The sequence below is a fragment of the Salinicola sp. 4072 genome, from assembly GCF_036663415.1.
GTDB classification, from domain to species: Bacteria; Pseudomonadota; Gammaproteobacteria; order Pseudomonadales; family Halomonadaceae; genus Salinicola; species Salinicola salarius_A.
Genome location: NZ_JAXOVV010000043.1, coordinates 1 through 16,400 on the forward strand (window position 1 = coordinate 1; position 16,400 = coordinate 16,400).

The 16,400-nt window shown below is 57.2% G+C and carries 15 protein-coding genes; 11 read left to right on the forward strand and 4 right to left on the reverse strand.

The annotated features are described in order from the left end of the window. Positions 1–204 precede the first annotated feature (204 nt). Both glaH and lhgO read left to right on the forward strand, forming a co-directional pair. The gene (gene glaH, locus R3F72_RS17755) at positions 205–1,167 is read left to right on the forward strand and encodes a glutarate dioxygenase GlaH (protein ID WP_087720857.1); all 963 of its coding nucleotides are present in this window, start codon (positions 205–207) and stop codon (positions 1,165–1,167) included. 122 nt (positions 1,168–1,289) lie between these two features. After that, a complete protein-coding gene (gene lhgO / locus R3F72_RS17760) occupies positions 1,290–2,489 on the forward strand; it encodes an L-2-hydroxyglutarate oxidase (RefSeq protein WP_332780383.1) in 1,200 nt (399 codons plus the stop codon). A 58-nt stretch (positions 2,490–2,547) separates the two neighbouring features. Here the strand turns inward: lhgO and R3F72_RS17765 are convergent, their stop codons facing one another. The 3 genes from R3F72_RS17765 to R3F72_RS17775 all read right to left on the reverse strand — a co-directional run bounded on the left by R3F72_RS17765 (position 2,548) and on the right by R3F72_RS17775 (position 6,237). Continuing rightward, positions 2,548–3,363: an IclR family transcriptional regulator gene (locus tag R3F72_RS17765; RefSeq protein ID WP_332780384.1), complete on the reverse strand. Its 816-nt coding sequence runs from the start codon at positions 3,361–3,363 to the stop codon at positions 2,548–2,550. Between the two features lie 127 nt (positions 3,364–3,490). Beyond that, the gene (locus R3F72_RS17770) at positions 3,491–4,696 is read right to left on the reverse strand and encodes a 3-oxoadipyl-CoA thiolase (protein ID WP_332780385.1); all 1,206 of its coding nucleotides are present in this window, start codon (positions 4,694–4,696) and stop codon (positions 3,491–3,493) included. Positions 4,697–4,722: 26 nt separating this feature from the next. Continuing rightward, a complete protein-coding gene (locus R3F72_RS17775) occupies positions 4,723–6,237 on the reverse strand; it encodes a 3-hydroxyacyl-CoA dehydrogenase (RefSeq protein WP_332780386.1) in 1,515 nt (504 codons plus the stop codon). A gap of 196 nt (positions 6,238–6,433) precedes the next feature. Here R3F72_RS17775 and R3F72_RS17780 point away from each other — a divergent pair, with 196 nt between their 5' ends. From R3F72_RS17780 to R3F72_RS17820, 9 genes are all read left to right on the forward strand, one after another. Next, entirely contained in the window at positions 6,434–7,585 is a 1,152-nt protein-coding gene (locus R3F72_RS17780; protein WP_087720866.1) for an acyl-CoA dehydrogenase family protein, read from the forward strand. Then, positions 7,585–9,180, forward strand: a complete 1,596-nt coding sequence (locus tag R3F72_RS17785; protein WP_087720868.1) for a class I adenylate-forming enzyme family protein — start codon at positions 7,585–7,587, stop codon at positions 9,178–9,180. The genes R3F72_RS17780 and R3F72_RS17785 overlap by 1 nt, the downstream gene beginning before the upstream one ends. After that, positions 9,173–9,631, forward strand: a complete 459-nt coding sequence (locus tag R3F72_RS17790; protein ID WP_332780387.1) for a PaaI family thioesterase — start codon at positions 9,173–9,175, stop codon at positions 9,629–9,631. Before R3F72_RS17785 ends, R3F72_RS17790 begins: the two co-directional genes overlap by 8 nt. Further along, entirely contained in the window at positions 9,628–10,650 is a 1,023-nt protein-coding gene (locus R3F72_RS17795) for an NAD(P)H-dependent flavin oxidoreductase (protein ID WP_332780388.1), read from the forward strand. Before R3F72_RS17790 ends, R3F72_RS17795 begins: the two co-directional genes overlap by 4 nt. Continuing rightward, on the forward strand, positions 10,647–12,035 hold the full coding sequence (locus R3F72_RS17800; RefSeq protein WP_332780389.1) for a hypothetical protein: 1,389 nt from the start codon (positions 10,647–10,649) through the stop codon (positions 12,033–12,035). The genes R3F72_RS17795 and R3F72_RS17800 overlap by 4 nt, the downstream gene beginning before the upstream one ends. A 194-nt stretch (positions 12,036–12,229) precedes the next feature. Next, on the forward strand, positions 12,230–12,982 hold the full coding sequence (locus tag R3F72_RS17805; RefSeq protein WP_087720872.1) for an electron transfer flavoprotein subunit beta/FixA family protein: 753 nt from the start codon (positions 12,230–12,232) through the stop codon (positions 12,980–12,982). Further along, positions 12,979–13,917, forward strand: a complete 939-nt coding sequence (locus R3F72_RS17810; protein ID WP_332780390.1) for an electron transfer flavoprotein subunit alpha/FixB family protein — start codon at positions 12,979–12,981, stop codon at positions 13,915–13,917. Before R3F72_RS17805 ends, R3F72_RS17810 begins: the two co-directional genes overlap by 4 nt. A gap of 252 nt (positions 13,918–14,169) precedes the next feature. Further along, the gene (locus tag R3F72_RS17815; RefSeq protein WP_332780391.1) at positions 14,170–14,892 is read left to right on the forward strand and encodes a DcaP family trimeric outer membrane transporter; all 723 of its coding nucleotides are present in this window, start codon (positions 14,170–14,172) and stop codon (positions 14,890–14,892) included. Positions 14,893–14,914: 22 nt separating this feature from the next. Beyond that, complete coding sequence (locus R3F72_RS17820) at positions 14,915–15,304, forward strand: hypothetical protein (RefSeq protein WP_332780392.1); 390 nt, start codon at positions 14,915–14,917, stop codon at positions 15,302–15,304. Between the two features lie 140 nt (positions 15,305–15,444). On the opposite strand, the gene R3F72_RS17825 is transcribed toward R3F72_RS17820, so the two are convergent. After that, entirely contained in the window at positions 15,445–16,218 is a 774-nt protein-coding gene (locus tag R3F72_RS17825) for an enoyl-CoA hydratase/isomerase family protein (RefSeq protein WP_332780393.1), read from the reverse strand. Positions 16,219–16,400 lie beyond the last annotated feature (182 nt).

Genomic DNA, 16,400 nt, shown 5'->3' on the forward strand with positions numbered 1-16,400 from the left:
GAACACGCGGCCGCGCAAGACGCTCGACTGGCGCACGCCGCTGGAAGTCTACGCCGAGGTGCTCAAGAAATCGGTCGCTGGACCGAGCACCCTTCAATAGCGTTGCGCTTGGAACTTGAGACCGCCTACTTTGACAAAAAATAAAAATGTAGATATTTTTAGATGAAGCTCGACACGACTTTCTAGCCAGCCAAGAGGTTTGCAATGACTGCTCTGACCCCAATCTCCCAATTTGTTACAGATGGCTTCACCCTGACCCGCTCTCAACAGTCCCCACGCTTGATGACCTTGACCTTTGAGGAAAAGACCGTCAGCGCATTCCTCGAAGCTGTAGCCCAGTGGCCGATCCAAGCATTGGAATATAAGTCGATGCTGCGATTCCGCGTGGCCAAGCTATTGGATGATCTATGTAACAATACGCTTCAGCCGTTATTGGTCAGTGTGATGGTTGATCGATCCACAGGGGGTCTACTGGTGACCCCGGAGGGGCTCGATCGAGTTGAGCAGGCCGATGAGATGGTTAAATTTGCTACTGCTGTAGCGCACTGCTTCGGACGCTCCAATTTCGATGCCATGAGCGGTCAGTATTATGCGCGTTTCGTGGTTCAAAACGTCGATAACTCAGACAGTTACTTGCGCCAGCCGCACCGCGTTATGGAGCTGCATAATGATGGAACTTTTGTTGAGCAGGACACTGATTATGTGCTGATGATGAAGATTGATGAGCAAAATATGGAGGGCGGTAACTCGCTTCTGCTTCATCTAGACGATTGGAAGGACCTGAATCGCTTTTTCAGTCATCCTATGGCCCGCCGAGAGATGCGTTGGTCTTCGCCTCCTAGCAAAAATGTTGGTCACGATGTCTATCATTCGGTTTTTGATATAGATGCAGAAGGTCGGCCGGTGATGTCTTATATCGATCAATTCGTGCAGCCCCGCGACTTTGAAGAGGGGAATTGGTTGACTGAAATGTCGGAATCCCTAGAAAGCAGCGAGGCACGCCTTTCAGTGCCAGTACCAGTGGGGAGCTTCCTGCTCATTAATAATCACTTTTGGTTGCACGGCCGGGATCGCTTCACCCCACACCCTGACCTGCGCCGAGAACTGATGCGCCAACGTGGTTACTTCACTCATAAGCAGACGTTAGCCAATCCTAAGCATACCTGAGAGGCTATTTTTAAAGCACTTTAGGAACTCACGTGTCGCCAAAGAAGACCGGCAGGCCGCCTTGCTTGTCGGTTGTGTGACGCATTGACGTATCGATTTAGGCAATCTGAAGCGGGGGCTCGGTGTACGACTTCATCATCATCGGCGGAGGCATCCTCGGCATGTCTACCGCCATGCAACTCATCCGGGCCTATCCCGACCATAAGATGCTCCTCGTCGAGAAGGAGAGCGGGCCGGCCCAGCACCAGACCGGTCACAATAGCGGTGTGATTCATGCCGGGGTGTACTACACGCCGGGCAGTCTCAAGGCGCGTTTCTGCCTGGAAGGCAACCGTGCCACCAAGGCATTTTGCGACGAACACGGCGTTGCCTATGATGAGTGCGGCAAGCTGCTGGTCGCCACCAGTGATCTCGAGATGCAGCGCATGCAGGCGCTCTGGGAGCGCACCGAGGCTAATGGGCTGGAGCGCTACTGGTTAAGTGCGGATGAGTTGCGTGAGCGCGAACCCAACATTACCGGCCTGGGCGGCATCTTCGTCCCCTCGAGCGGCATCGTCAGTTATGCAGAAGTCGCCGCCGCGATGGGACGCGAGTTCGAGGCGGCGGGTGGTGAGATTCGCTTCTCCACCCCGGTGGCGGGCCTGGAGGAGCGTAGCGGTGAGGTCATCGTGAAGACCGGTCAGGGCGAGTTCACTACCCGCCATCTGGTGTCCTGCTCGGGCCTGATGGCCGACCGTGTGGTGCGCATGCTGGGTATCGAGCCGGACTTTACCATCTGTCCGTTCCGCGGTGAGTACTATCTATTGCCCCCCGAGCATAACCGCATCGTCAATCATCTGATCTACCCAATCCCCGATCCGTCAATGCCGTTTCTCGGTGTGCATCTGACGCGTATGATCGATGGCACCGTCACGGTCGGTCCCAATGCCGTGCTCGCCTGGAAACGCGAAGGCTATCGCAAGAACGATTTCTCTTTGTCCGACACCATGGCCATGCTGACCAATCCGGGCATACGCAAGGTGCTCAAGACCAACCTGCGGCCAGGCCTGATCGAGCTGAAAAATTCGTTGTACAAGAAGGGTTACCTAGAAGAAGTCCGCAAGTACTGCCCAAGCCTGACGCTGGACGATCTCAAGCCTTACCCTGCCGGAGTCCGCGCCCAGGCGGTGTCCAACGACGGCAAGCTGGTCGATGATTTCCTGTTCGTGAACACCCGGCGCACGGTCAATGTATGTAACGCGCCCTCGCCGGCGGCGACCTCGGCGATTCCCATCGGCGCGCATATCGTCGCACAGGTGAAGGCACAGTTGGAGGACAGCTAGAATGGTTAGTGTCTGCCATGCCGAATCTATCCATAGCGCCGGCATGGCAGCCTAGGGATCATCCGATACGAGGCGGCTCTAGCGTCTGCTTGATCTGTTCGACGAGTTCTTTGAGGCGCGGGCCTAGATTTTCTATCAGAATACGATGGCTTAGGCGCAATGACGAGCCACCGCAGTTGATGGCCATTACCTCGGCACCTTCCTCAAGTATCAGGGGCATAGCGACTGCGCTGATCTCGCTTTCCCAATCGCCCTGCGAAAGACAGAACCCGTACGTAGCATAGTCGCCAAGCGATCTCTGAATTGACTCCTCAATGGCCGGCCAATTATCGGGATCGCGTTGTCGCATCTCATTCATCAGCTGCATGCGTCGTTCGGAGGGGATACCACAAAGCCAAGCGCGACCGATGGCTGTAGTAGCCATTGGGATACGTGAACCCGTCTCGAGGCGCATCAATAGCGGCCCGCTACCCTGACACACTTCGATATAGGTCATCGACAGGCGGTCTGCAGTGCCCAAGGCGATAGCACAATCGGTAGCATCGGCTAAGCGTTGCATATGTGGTCGTGCTATTTCGCGAATCCCCATGCTGGCCAAGTACCGATAGCCTAACGCGAGCACACCTGCCCCTAAACGGTATTTTTCTAAACGTTCATTGTGCTGCAGATAGCCGAGCTGTTTGAGTGTATAAGTGAGACGCGAGACGGTAGGGCGTGGAATACCGGTCCGGCTGGAAAGCTCTGCGTTACCTAGATACTCCTCACCGGCACCGAAGGCCCTAAGCAATTCGAGTCCACGCGAGAGTGCTGTGACGAAATTCCGGTCCTTGGCAGCGGCGTCCTGCTCCTCCTCAAAAGACATAGATTTATTCATATGCGCTCCCAAGAGCTAAATAAAATAGTAACTTGCAGAATGAAATCAAGTATCGCACAAGTGCTACTGTGGAGAGCAAATGAAAAACGCCCGCTTCGACGGGCGTTTTTTATTGATGGCTTCAAATTTACTCGCAACGCTCTATCACCGCGGCAATGCCTTGACCAACACCAATACACATAGTCACCAGAGCGTAGCGACCACCAGTTGCTTCTAATTGGCGCAGTGCAGTTAGCGCTAGGCGAGCCCCTGAGGCGCCCAGAGGATGGCCAATTGCAATGGCTCCCCCGTTAGGGTTCAGGCGGCTATCCTCGGGAGACATACCCAGTTGGTTAACACAGCCCAGCACCTGTACCGCAAATGCTTCATTGATTTCGATCAGGTCCATCTGGTCCAGCGACAGACCTGCACGTGCAAGGGCCTTCTCACTGGCCGGCACTGGCCCCAACCCCATCACTCGTGGGGGAACCCCCGCAACGGCCCCCGATAGAATGCGTCCACGCGGCGCCATACCTGCCTTCTCGCCAGCTGCAAGACTGCCTACGATCATCGCTGCAGCACCATCATTGAGCCCAGACGCGTTTCCTGCTGAGACCACACCATTCTCGAATAACGCCGGCAAGCGGCCAAGCTTTTCGACATCGCTGCCGGGTCGTGGATGCTCATCCTCTTCTACTAGCCTGGGCGGCTGCTTGCGGCCTTGGGCAACCTCGACCGTTAACAGTTCCTCATTATAGAAGCCTTTTGCCAATGCTTCGGCGTAGCGTGCCTGTGAGCGTGCGGCATAGGCATCGGCAGCATCTCGACTGATGCTTAGATCATGCGCCACGTTGTCCGCAGTCTCCGGCATGCTGTGGCTACCATATTCTTTGGTGATCCATGGGTTAGGAAAGCGTGAACCAATCACCGTATCGTACAGAGGCTGATTTCGCGCATAGGCAGAGTCGGCTTTTCCCAGCACATAAGGTGCGCGGCTCATGCTCTCGACACCACCGGCCAGAAACAGCGCACCCTCATCACAGCGGATGGCTCGAACGGCATCAAGGATCGCTGCCAAGCCGCTACCGCACAGACGGTTGATAGTCTGGCCAGCTACCTCGACCGGTAGGCCCGCCAGAAGCGCCGCGTGGCGAGCAACGTTACGTGAATCCTCTCCTGCCTGATTGGTGCAACCAGCAAGGACCTCTTCATAAGCATCGGCGGCGAACGCATTACGATCAATCAAATGCTTCAGAGTTAAACCCAGCAGGTCATCTGGACGTACCCCTGCGAGCGCGCCGCCATGGCGACCGAAAGGAGTGCGAATACCGTCATAAAGGTAAGCGTCTTGCATGATAAGCTCCGTGTTTTAACGAACTATTAGGCGCTGGTAACGTTCAATGGGATACCCAGACGAGCACGACGGCGTAGCCAAGGGCTAGGCCGGTAACGTGGGTCACCAGTAGCGGCTAGCAAATTTTCCAAAATGGTTAAGATGCGCTGAGAGCCGTAATGCTCCCCCATGGCCAGCGGGCCCCTGGGATAACCCAGGCCTAGCTCGACTGCACGGTCAATGATCTCTGGCTCGGCAACACGCTGCTGAGCGATATCGGCACCAACATTGACAATGCATGCCACCACACGCTGTAGCACAAACCCGGTGCTGTCATTGATCACGCTGACGGGCTCTCCATCATAGGAAAACAGTGCATGAGCTGCATCGCGTACCACAGCGAGGGTCGCGGGGCTGGTCATGAGGCAGCGACGCTTATTGAGACCAGCAAGCATATCTACAGCAACGCAACGTGACGGGTCGAGTTGCTGACGCAGGGCACAGTCAGTGGTGTCTTCGCCATAAGGTGTCAACAAACAAAGTGCCTTATCACTGGGAACATTGCCTGCTTCTAGTTCCCAGCCAGCCGCTTCGACCATACGGACCAGCGCCCGGTTAGCATTTGTGTCCTCGGCACTAATCCACACTGGAATCGGCTTGGCGCTCGGAGCTGTAGGCTCCTCGGGCAACACCGCTTGTCCATTATCGTAGCGATAGAATCCTTCTCCACTCTTGCGGCCCAGCAGGCCAGCAGCTAGACGTTGTCCTGTCAGTGGTGAAGGGCGAAAGCGCGGCTCTTGGTAGTATTGGTGGTAAATCGATTCCATCACTGAGTGCGAGACGTCCAGGCCAGTTAAGTCAAGCAGTGTGAATGGGCCCATCCGGAAGTCACCCTGATCCTTCAGCAGGCGGTCGATAGTGACATGGTCTGTAACACCTTCCGAAAGTATTCGTAAGGCCTCAGTACCGAATGCACGTCCGGCATGATTAACCAAGAACCCTGGGGTATCAGTGGTCTTTGCAGTGAAGTGCCCGAATCGTTGACCTAAGGCTTCGGCCGCCTCGGTCACCTCAGGATCAGTTTTCACCCCTGGAATGACCTCAACGATTTTCATTAAAGGGACGGGATTGAAGAAGTGAAGGCCAATTACTCGCTCTGGACGTGCGCAGGCTGAGGCTATCTCGGTGACTGACAGTGATGATGTGTTAGTAGCCAGAATGGCGTGCTCAGCGAGAATTTGTTCGAGTTGCTTGAATAGGGCCTGCTTGGCGTCCACGCGCTCCACGATGGCCTCAATGACTAGATCACACTCGGCCATGGTTTCCAGTGTTCTTGCTTCCTCGAGCAAGCTGATCATTTCGTCGGCACGGGCCTGGCTGAAGCGCTGTTTCTCAACGGCGCGTGACCAGAGTTTGCTTATGAATGCCTGGGCTTCACTAACTGCGGCTTCACGCGTGTCGTGCATCTTGACTCGCAGGCCCGCTTCAGCAGCAATCTGCGCAATACCGCGTCCCATGGCGCCGGTGCCAATAATCCCAATGGTGGTGATGGGCTTGCTCATGACCTAGCGTGCCTCCTGTTTGTTTCGCATTGCAAAACTTGATTCTGAATATTGACGGTCATCATAGGCTGTGCAACAGTGCATCGCAAGATATGCGAAAGACGGTTTCGCAAAGCAAAACTAAAGTCGAAGACCACCAGCGCAAATGCTTCTTTAAGCTTTAAGAGACCAGACAAGAAAACAGCGAGGACCCGCCATGATTCGAGATCAGGAACTGCTGGATCAGTTATTGGATACGATTTCACGCTTCGTACGTGAGCGTCTGATTCCCAATGAGGCCCGCCTGGCCGAGGACGATGCGGTCCCCGCCGAGATTCTCGAGCAAATGAAGGAAATGGGGCTGTTTGGCTTGTCGATTCCTGAAGAGTTCGGCGGCCTCGGCCTGACCATGGAGGAAGAGGCGCTGGTAGCGATGGAGATTGGCAAAACGTCTCCGGCATTTCGCTCAGTTTTTGGCACCAATAATGGTATCGGTGCCCAAGGAATCTTGATCGATGGTACGCCAGAGCAAAAGGCTAAGTATGTACCGCGCTTAGCCACCGGCGAAATTATCAGTTCATTCTGTCTTACCGAACCTGACTCTGGTTCCGACGCAGCCAGCTTGCGCACCACCGCAATTCGTGACGGAGATCACTACATACTCAACGGCACCAAGCGCTTCATCACGAATGGCCCCGAGGCCGATCTTTTCACTGTGATGGCTCGCACCGATCCAGATAATAAAGGTGCGGGAGGCATTAGTGCCTTCATTGTTGAGGGAGACACCCCTGGCATTCAGCGTGGCCCGGCTGATATGAAGATGGGCCAGAAGGGAGCACATACTTGCGACATCATCTTCGACAACTGCCGCGTGCCGGCTGAGAACATTATCGGCGGGCGAGAGGGCCAAGGCTTCAAGACCGCGATGAAAGTGTTAGATCGAGGCCGTTTGCATATCTCAGCGGTATGCGTGGGAGTGGCCGAGCGCCTGGTAGAGGAGTCGTTGAACTTCGCCATGGAGCGCAAACAGTTCGGGGTTCCCCTATCCGAGCATCAACTGATCCAAGCGATGCTCGCTGACAGTAAGACCGAAGCCTACGCCGGACGTGCCATGGTCATGGATGCCGCGCGGCGCAAGGATGCAGGCGAGAATGTTTCGACGCTAGCATCGTGCGCCAAACTGTTCTGCGCCGAGATGGTTGGCCGTGTCGCTGACCGCGCAGTACAGGTCCATGGTGGTTCAGGTTACATGGCTGAGTATGCTGTCGAGCGCTTCTATCGCGACGTACGGCTGTTTCGCATATACGAAGGGACTACCCAGATCCAGCAGCTGGTAGTTGCGCGCAATATGGTACGGGAGGCGCAATAATGCAGCTATCTCACCCCTACCAGGCTGCAGACGAACGGATCAATGGTCGTTGGGCCAGTGAGCTGATAGCAGAATTGCCTGAACGGTTAAGCACCCGGGTGCTCGAATTGGCCGAACGTCAGCCGCAGCAGGAAGCCATCGTCGATGGTGAGGTGCGCTGGAGCTATGCCGAACTGGCAGAGGAGGTACGTTCCGCTACCGTCTGGTTGGACTCCCTGGGTGTGCGTCCAGGCGACCGCCTGATGACAGTGAGTGAGAACTGCCGCGCGCTAGTGGTGCTACTACTGGCAGCGAGCGAGATGAATGCTTGGCTGGCGATCGTCAATTCTCGCTTGTCGGCCAAGGAGATCGATCAGATCCGCAACAATTGCGAACCAAGGCGCATCTTTTATACCACTGCCGCATCGCGCGACGCTGCCGCACATGGCGTGAGACATGGTGCAGAGACCTTCCAGCACACCAGTCTCGGCGAATTGATGATCAGCCCGCTTGCCGATACGGTCACCGAGCCGGTACATCCCAGCGGTGCCAAACAGGTCGCGGCGATGATCTATACCTCGGGCACCACTGGCACGCCTAAGGGCGTGATGTTGACCCACCGAGGCATTCTCTACATCGCTTCGATCTCAGGTGGCATGCGCCACCTCTCTCAAGGACAACGCGTCTACGGCGTGCTGCCTATGTCTCATGTATTTGGCCTAGCCTCAGTGTGCGTGGGCTCATTATACAACGGGGCCTGCCTCTATCCGGTACCGCGCTTCGAAACACCCGCGCTACTGAAAGCGCTGGTTACAGAGCGTATTACCGTGCTTCAAGGGGTACCGGCAATGTACGCACGCGTGCTCGAGTATCTCAAACAGGAAGGCATGGCACTGGAAGCCCCGGCTCTCATTTACATCTCAGCTGGCGGATCGCCATTGGATGGCGATCTTAAGCGCCGCGTGGAGGCAGCCTTTGGGCAGACGCTGCACAACGGCTATGGTCTTACCGAGGCCAGCCCGACAATTAGCCAGACACGCATTGACGACACGCCAACCAACACGACCGTAGGACGCGTATTACCCCTGCTCGAGTACCGCCTCGAGCCGCTGGGAAGTACCGATGCCGAGGCTCCGGAGACCGGCGAGCTATGGGTGCGTGGCCCTAACGTGATGCGTGGCTATTTTCGACAGCCGGAGGCTACCCGCGCTTGCCTTGATAATGAGGGCTGGCTAAACACTGGCGACATCGCGCGTGTTGATGCTAGCGGTGAGTTGCATATTGTTGGGCGTAGCAAAGAGTTGATCATTCGCTCCGGCTTCAATATCTATCCACCAGATGTCGAGGCGGTAATCAATGAGCATCCCGAAGTTACGCTGTCGGCAGTGGTCGGTCGCCAAGTGGCCGGCAATGAAGAAGTAATCGCATTCGTTCAGTGTGAGCCTGGCGCTGCGCTGAGCGAGGATGAATTACGAGCCTTCATCGCCGAGCGCGTGGCGCCTTACAAGCGTCCATGTGAAATTTTCTTAGTCGATGCACTCCCGGCAACCGCTACCGGTAAGATCTTGAAGGGGCGTCTTCGCCAGCAGGCGCAGGAGGATCGTTCCCATGGCTGAGCCAACAGCAACCGAATTGCTATCGTCCGATGTGCCCGATGCCGGCGAGCCGTTCGGGTACCAGCGTTTGCTGGGCATGCGCATCACTGAATGGCAAGAAGACTATGCCGTCATTGAACTCGTTATTGGTGAGCAACATCTTAACCGCAGCGGCATTGTTCACGGCGGCGTGCTCACCTCACTTTTGGATACTGCTCTGAGCCTCGCTGGTCTCTACTGTCCTGAGCCGGGGCAAGTGCGAAAGGGTATGACGCTTTCGCTGACCAGTACCTTCATCGCCCCGGCGCGCAGTGGTGTATTGCGTGCTATCGGACGCCGTCGCGGGGGTGGCCGGTCAACCTTCATGTCCAGCGGCGAAGTGCTAGACGCCGAGGGAAACGTAGTAGCCATGGGTGAGGGCACTTTTCGTGTACGCCGCGCCAGTCAGTCGCAAACAGGTGAGCCGGCATGACCGGCGCTACGCCGATTCCCAAACCTCACTATAACTGGCGTGACACGCTGCTATCCCGGCAGTTAGGCACTCGGCTACCGATCATGGCAACCGGGTTACAGTGGCTGGCCAATGCCGAGTATGTCGCCGCGGCGGTGGATGCCGGTATGATGGGCTTCATTTCAGCGGCGACGTTCTCCGATACCAGTGCCCTACGTGATGAGATCCAGCGCTGCCGTGAGCTTCTTAATGGACGCGCTTTCGGCGTCAACGTATCGATGCTCCCCAAGCTGTTACCCGGCGATCGCACTGATGAGATCATGTCGTTGATTGTTGAGGAGCGCATCGCCGTCGTCGAAACTTCGGGGCGCGATCCATCGCCCTACGTCGCCGCTCTCAAGGCCGGCGGGTGCAGCGTAGTACACAAGGTGCCCCAGCTACGACACGCACTGAAGGCCGAGGCTGCAGGTGTTGACGCCGTAATCCTGGTGGGAGCCGAGTGTGGTGGCCATCCCGGCGAATCGCCGGTCGGGACCATGGTGCAAGGGGCGCTGGCCGCGCGCGCCTTGACGATACCCTTTGCCTTGGGCGGGGGTATCGCCACTGGCGAGCAAATCGTCGCGGCACTGGCGTTGGGCGCCTCGGGGGTGGCCATCGGTACGCACTTTCTGGTTTCTGATGAGATCCCTGCCCATGCTAAGTACAAGTGCCGCCTAGTCGAAGCCCAGCCAGGGGATACAACTCTGATCATGGCGTCGTTGCGCAACTCGATGCGAGTGCTGCGCAACGACACTACCGCGATGGTAGAGGCGCTCGAGGGGCAAGGCATCATTGATATCCAGCAATTAATGCCGTATGTGCGTGGCAGCCTGGGTAAGGCCGCCTATGCCAGCGGTGATTGGCGGCAGGGCGCGCTATCGGTTGGCCAGGGTGTTGGGCTAACGGCACGTAGTGCACCACTTGCTGATATTGTCGCCGAGCTCGAAGCCGAAGCAGACACCGCGCTGGCTAGGCTGAGTAATATAATGGAGCCTTCGTGACTCTGCGCACCGGTGCCCGTCTGCTCGGCACAGTAATGTTGGCCACATTGGTTGGCTTGGTGCTAAATAATGCTTGGGCGCACGGGCTAGCTGGGCTGCTGCTGATCGGTTATTTGATATCTCAGTGGGGGCGCCTATCGCGCATGGCGATGGGGCTGCTGTTATTCGCTGCCATGATCACATTGGTTGCGTTATGGCGTGTTGATGACGTTTGGCCATTGCTCAGCGAAGCGATGGGACGTTTTGCCTTTTTTGCTACCTTTGTTGCCGCCCTGAGCCTGCTACGCTTACCAGCCTATCGCTCGCGCCTGGTGCGACAATGTAGCCAGGCGATGCTGCATCAGCCGCCGGCGCGGCGTTACCCTATCCTGTCGCTCGGCTCAGGGTTGTTCGGTGTGATTCTTAATATTGGTGTTCTCAATCTATTCGCTGGAATGATCGAGAAGAGCAATACCTTAGCCGCGGCCGATGGCAGGGAGTGGGTCCAAAAAGCTCGTCAGCGACGCATGTTGATGGCATTGCTGCGTGGTTTTTCGCTGGCGCCGCTGATCTCGCCGATGGGAATCGGTGTCGCGGTGATTCTTGCTAGCATGCCATCGGTGCAGTGGCGGGAATTGGCACCTTACTCATATGGCGCAGCCATAGTCATCTTCCTAGGGGGCTGGTTGGTCGACCAGCTCACGGGACCACATCCGCCGCGTCGCTCTCCATCCTCCTCAGCCCCTTCGCTGTCCCCGCTGCGGCGCTTTTGCGTGCTACTGCTGGGCATTGTGTTGCTGGTTTTCTCGCTAGCTTATCTGCTCGATGTACGTCTACCCATCGCAACCCTGGTCGGTGCTCCCTTGGCCTCATGGTTATGGCTGGCCTGGCAGCGTCGAGGGATGAAGGGGTGGGGGTTAGTGCCGGCCGCCATCACTTTTCATCGCCAACTGCCGTGGCTGCTGGGGCCATTGGGTAGTGAGGTGGTTGTATTGGGCTCGGCGGGTTATGTCGGCCACCTGTGTGTGGCGCTGATCGACCCACAAACATTGGTGGATCCACTGGGCTGGCTGGCACCGCTGGGTGCCTGGAATGCTGTCATCGCCATGCTCTTGGTGCTTATTACCGCCCAGGTAGGGCTTAACCCCATCGTGAGCGTTACTTTGCTGGCCGGGTTGCTCCCCGCGCTAAATATTCCCGGGTTACCTCCGCCCTTGATCGGCGTGTCGCTGATGGTGGGCTGGTGTCTGGCATTAATGTCATCGCCACTCACCGCGTCAATGTTAATCCTTTCGCGTTTCTCCGGCGTATCGTCGTGGCGTATCGGTTATCGCTGGAATGGCGCCTTCATGCTCGGCGTGGTTCCGGTGATGGCCGCCTGGTTTTTGCTCACCAATCAATTCTGAATAAGCACTCATGAATTCCACTATACAGAACAAATAATGCTTATCTGCCTTCCAGAGTACAGGCAATCCGATTGTAGTCCTTTGGTATAGGCAGCAACCGCAGTGCTTGACGCCATTGTGCTAACGATTCTATCGTTTTTTCAAAGTACGAAATGTAATTTCGCATAGAGAAACAGCTGTAGTGGGAGTCGTTCATGAAAATCCTCGTCGCGGTCAAACGCGTCATCGACTACAACGTCAAGGTCCGCGTCAAGGCGGATCACTCCGACGTCGACCTTACCAACGTCAAGATGGCCATGAATCCGTTCTGCGAGATCGCGGTGGAAGAAGCGGTTCGCCTAAAGGAGAAGGGCATAGCGACGGAAGTCGTCGCTGTGACCATCGGGCCCAAGGCCGCCCAGGAGCAGTTGCGCACCGCGCTGGCGCTGGGGGCCGACCGGGCTGTTCACGTGTCTACCGACGAGCGCGTCGAGTCACTGGCGGTCGCCAAGCTGCTCAAGCGAGTGGTCGACGAGGAGCAACCGCAACTGGTGATCCTCGGCAAGCAGGCCATCGATACCGACAATAACCAGACCGGGCAGATGCTTGCCGCCCTGACCGGCTGGGGGCAGGGTACCTACGCGTCGAAGGTGGATATCCAGGACGGCACCGTCAACGTGACCCGCGAGATCGACGGCGGCCTGCAGACCGTGGCGCTCAAGCTGCCCGCCGTGGTCACCACTGACCTGCGCCTCAACGAGCCGCGCTACGCCAAGCTGCCCGATATCATGAAGGCCAAGAAGAAGCCGCTCGACACTAGAACCCCCGAGGAGCTCGGTGTCGCTATTGCCTCGCAGGTCACCCAGTTGCAGGTCGAAACCCCAGCCGAGCGCAAGGGCGGCATCAAGGTCGGCTCGGTGGACGAGCTCGTCGATAAACTCAAGAATGAAGCCAAGGTGATCTCATGAGCGTATTGATTCTCGCCGACCATCATGACGGTCAACTCGCCGGCACCACGGCTCATGTGGTGGCGGCCGCACAACAGATTGTCAAGGACAGCGGTGGCGACATCGACCTGCTGGTAGCGGGTCAGGAGGTGCAGAGCGTGGCCGAGCAGGCCGCGAAGCTTGACGGCGTGAACCGTGTGCGCATCGTCGACCATGCGGTCTATGCTCATCAGCTTGCCGAGCCGCTGGCCGATCTGCTGGTGCGTCTCGCCGATGACTATAGCCACGTGCTGGCCAGCTCCTCCACCACCGGCAAGAACGTGCTGCCGCGGCTCGCCGCGCTCAAGGACGTCGCCGCCATTTCCGACATCCTCGATGTGGTGAGCGCCGATACCTTCAAGCGACCCATCTATGCCGGTAATGCCATTGCTACCGTGCAGAGCGCCGATCCGCTCAAGGTGCTTACTGTGCGCAGCACCGCCTTCGATGCCGCTGGCGAGACTGGCAGTGCCGCCATCGAAGCGGTCGATGCCACGGTCGACAATAGCCTGTCGAGCTTTGTCGACGAGCGGCTCGAGCAGAGTGAGCGCCCTGAATTGAGTGCGGCACGGGTAGTCATCTCCGGCGGTCGCGGCATGGGCAATGGCGAGAACTTCAAGCTGCTCGACGGTATCGCCGACAAGCTGGGTGCAGCAATCGGGGCCTCGCGCGCGGCGGTGGATGCCGGTTTCGTGCCCAACGACATGCAGGTGGGGCAGACCGGCAAGATCGTCGCCCCTGAACTGTACATCGCGGTGGGAATCAGCGGGGCGATCCAGCACCTGGCGGGGATGAAGGACTCCAAGGTGATCGTGGCGATCAACAAGGACGAGGAAGCACCGATCTTCCAGATTGCCGATTACGGTCTGGTGGGCGATCTGTTCCAGATTTTGCCCGAGCTGGAGAGATCGCTATAGAGATGATCGCTACCTGCTCTCCGATAGCTAATAACAAACGAGCAAGCGCCGACATGGCGCGGTAGCAGGATACGTTTCCTGCCCCAACGACTTGGGCTCCTGCGCAAGTCATCCCCAGCATGATGCCTTCATACCTACTCCGCTGCCGAATCGGCAGCGGAAGGGCACCGTGCGCTTAAAAAAATAATGAGGATCAGTATGTTTAAACCCGCTAGACGAATAACAAAGCTCACGGCCATGAGTGTCTCCCTTATGCTGCCGTTGGGAGTGGCAAACGCACAGGCCAACCCCTCCCAAATTGAGGCCCTTCAAACACAGATGCAGGCGCTTCAAGCACAAATCGATGAACTCAAGTCACAACAAAGGGCAACCCAGGAAGAGGTCGCCACGGCCAGCGACAAGGCTGTCACCCGCACGCCGAAGGGAGACCTGCAGATCGGTGAAACCACGCTATCGATCGGCGGTTATATCAAGGCGCAAGCCACGCTAGCCAACAATGGATATGGCGATAATAAGGCCAGTGAGATCGTTACGCCCAGCTCACTGCGCCGCGTCGATGAGGACCTGGGCAGCCGAAACAGTTTCAGTGCGCGTCAGAGTCGCGTGAATGTTGGCACCAATACACCATTGGCAGGCGATACACTCAAGACCTTTGTCGAGATCGATTTCTACGGTGCTGAGGATGAGGCCAACGAGTTCGTCAGCAATTCATACGCGCCGCGTCTACGTCATGCTTATGGCAGTTGGGGCAATTGGTTAGCCGGTCAGACGTGGTCAACTTTTATGGACCTTAACGGGTTGGGTGAAGTCGACGCCTTCGGCCAGCATGCCAGTGTGATCTTTGTACGTCAGGCACAGTTGCGCTACACCCAACCCTTTGGGGGCGGTAGCCTACAGTTCGCCCTGGAGAACCCAGAAGATGGGGGGGATGATCAGTCCATCCCGGATATCTGTCATTGGGCGAGTAAATTTTGATGGCGACTGGGGACATGCCTCAGTGGCTGCCTTGGCACGCCAGCTAAGAGTCGACAATGGTGAAGAGGATGATAGCGAATGGGGCGATGCCTACAGCGTGACTGGCCGCTTCCCAACCATCGGGCAAGACGACATCCGCCTGCAAGTTAACTATGGAAATTTAGGGCGTTACATGGGCCTGCGCCCCTATCCGGACGCTCAGATCGAGAATGGAGAGATCGGGGGCGTCGACGCCTGGGGGGCTTCGGCGATTTATCGCCACTACTGGAACGATGAATGGCGCAGCTCGCTAGCATACTCGCGGACCGGGCTGGATGAGACGGGCTCGGGTGACATGACAGATAATTATGACACTACCTTCGTGAATCTAATGTGGTCGCCGATGGCAAATACTACCTATGGCATCGAGTAACAGCGGTTCGATCTTGAGGAAGTTGATGGTGATACCTATGATCTCGACCGGGTACATTTCTCGGCGCAATACAACTTCTAGCTCCTCCGAGTTCATCACTGCCCTGGCCCCGCTCGCGGGGCTTTTCATTGGCTTATTGCTCAGCGCCGGCGTGCGGCGCGAAAAGCAGCAATTCTTTCAGCGAACTCCGGCGAAGCCTTGCAGGCATCTTGCAGCTGTCCCTCTAACTCCAAGGATGTGTCCAAATCGTTCAGGGCCGAAGCACGTAGGGCGTTCTTGACGTGAGCGACGGCCTGGCGGGGTTGAGAAACAAGCACCCGCGCCCAGCGCAACGCCTCGTCATGCAATGACTCGTCGTGTACCACATGATTGGCGAGCCCGAGCGCGCGGCAGGTTGGAGCGTCAATCGGTGCGGCGGTGGCTGCCAGTTCGAAGGCGCGGACATGGCCGAGACGGCGCACCAGGTGCCAGGTAATGCCTCCATCGGGAATCAGGCCGACGTCGATGAATGCCAGCTTGAGATAGGCTGAGCGCGCCATCAACACCAGATCGCTGGACAGGACATAGGCGATACCGATGCCCGCAGCAGCGCCGTTGACCGCAGTGATGACTGGCTTTGGCATCTCGACCATGCACCGTAGCGCCGGTGTGAATAGCGTGGCGAGGCGTTCGCTAGCGAGCGCAGTTGGGTTCGCTTCGAACTCGGCGATATCAGCGCCGGCACAGAAGCTGGCGCCATCGCCATACAGCAATACACAGTGCACATTGACGTCCTCGGCTGCCGCTTGCAGAGCATCGGCTAACGCCATGGCTGTAGCCTCGTTCAAGGCGTTTCGTACCTCAGGACGAACTAGACGAATCTCGACGATAGCATCGTCGTGGCGGATCACCTCGACCGGGTTAGGAGGGGGCATGGAGAGCCTCTTTTATCGCGTATTAAGAAGAGCGCCGGGGTGGACCCGACGCAGTGAGTTATAGTCAAATCTGGTGGATGGCAGTCAGGCGGCAGTCCTGTCTGACTGATCGGTTACCTGCTCCCCATCCTGGAACCGGACGTTGTTCACGACCAGCTCCAGCTTTCTAAACCCCTTGATGC

Coding starts and splice junctions, on each gene's coding strand:
- R3F72_RS17825 (WP_332780393.1), bottom strand. CDS start 16,218: ATGCCCCCTCCTAACCCGGTCGAGGTGATCCGCCACGACGATGCTATC.
- R3F72_RS17790 (WP_332780387.1), top strand. CDS start 9,173: ATGGCTGAGCCAACAGCAACCGAATTGCTATCGTCCGATGTGCCCGAT.
- R3F72_RS17795 (WP_332780388.1), top strand. CDS start 9,628: ATGACCGGCGCTACGCCGATTCCCAAACCTCACTATAACTGGCGTGAC.
- R3F72_RS17785 (WP_087720868.1), top strand. CDS start 7,585: ATGCAGCTATCTCACCCCTACCAGGCTGCAGACGAACGGATCAATGGT.
- R3F72_RS17815 (WP_332780391.1), top strand. CDS start 14,170: ATGCTGCCGTTGGGAGTGGCAAACGCACAGGCCAACCCCTCCCAAATT.
- R3F72_RS17805 (WP_087720872.1), top strand. CDS start 12,230: ATGAAAATCCTCGTCGCGGTCAAACGCGTCATCGACTACAACGTCAAG.
- glaH (WP_087720857.1), top strand. CDS start 205: ATGACTGCTCTGACCCCAATCTCCCAATTTGTTACAGATGGCTTCACC.
- R3F72_RS17775 (WP_332780386.1), bottom strand. CDS start 6,237: ATGAGCAAGCCCATCACCACCATTGGGATTATTGGCACCGGCGCCATG.
- R3F72_RS17810 (WP_332780390.1), top strand. CDS start 12,979: ATGAGCGTATTGATTCTCGCCGACCATCATGACGGTCAACTCGCCGGC.
- R3F72_RS17780 (WP_087720866.1), top strand. CDS start 6,434: ATGATTCGAGATCAGGAACTGCTGGATCAGTTATTGGATACGATTTCA.
- R3F72_RS17770 (WP_332780385.1), bottom strand. CDS start 4,696: ATGCAAGACGCTTACCTTTATGACGGTATTCGCACTCCTTTCGGTCGC.
- R3F72_RS17765 (WP_332780384.1), bottom strand. CDS start 3,363: ATGAATAAATCTATGTCTTTTGAGGAGGAGCAGGACGCCGCTGCCAAG.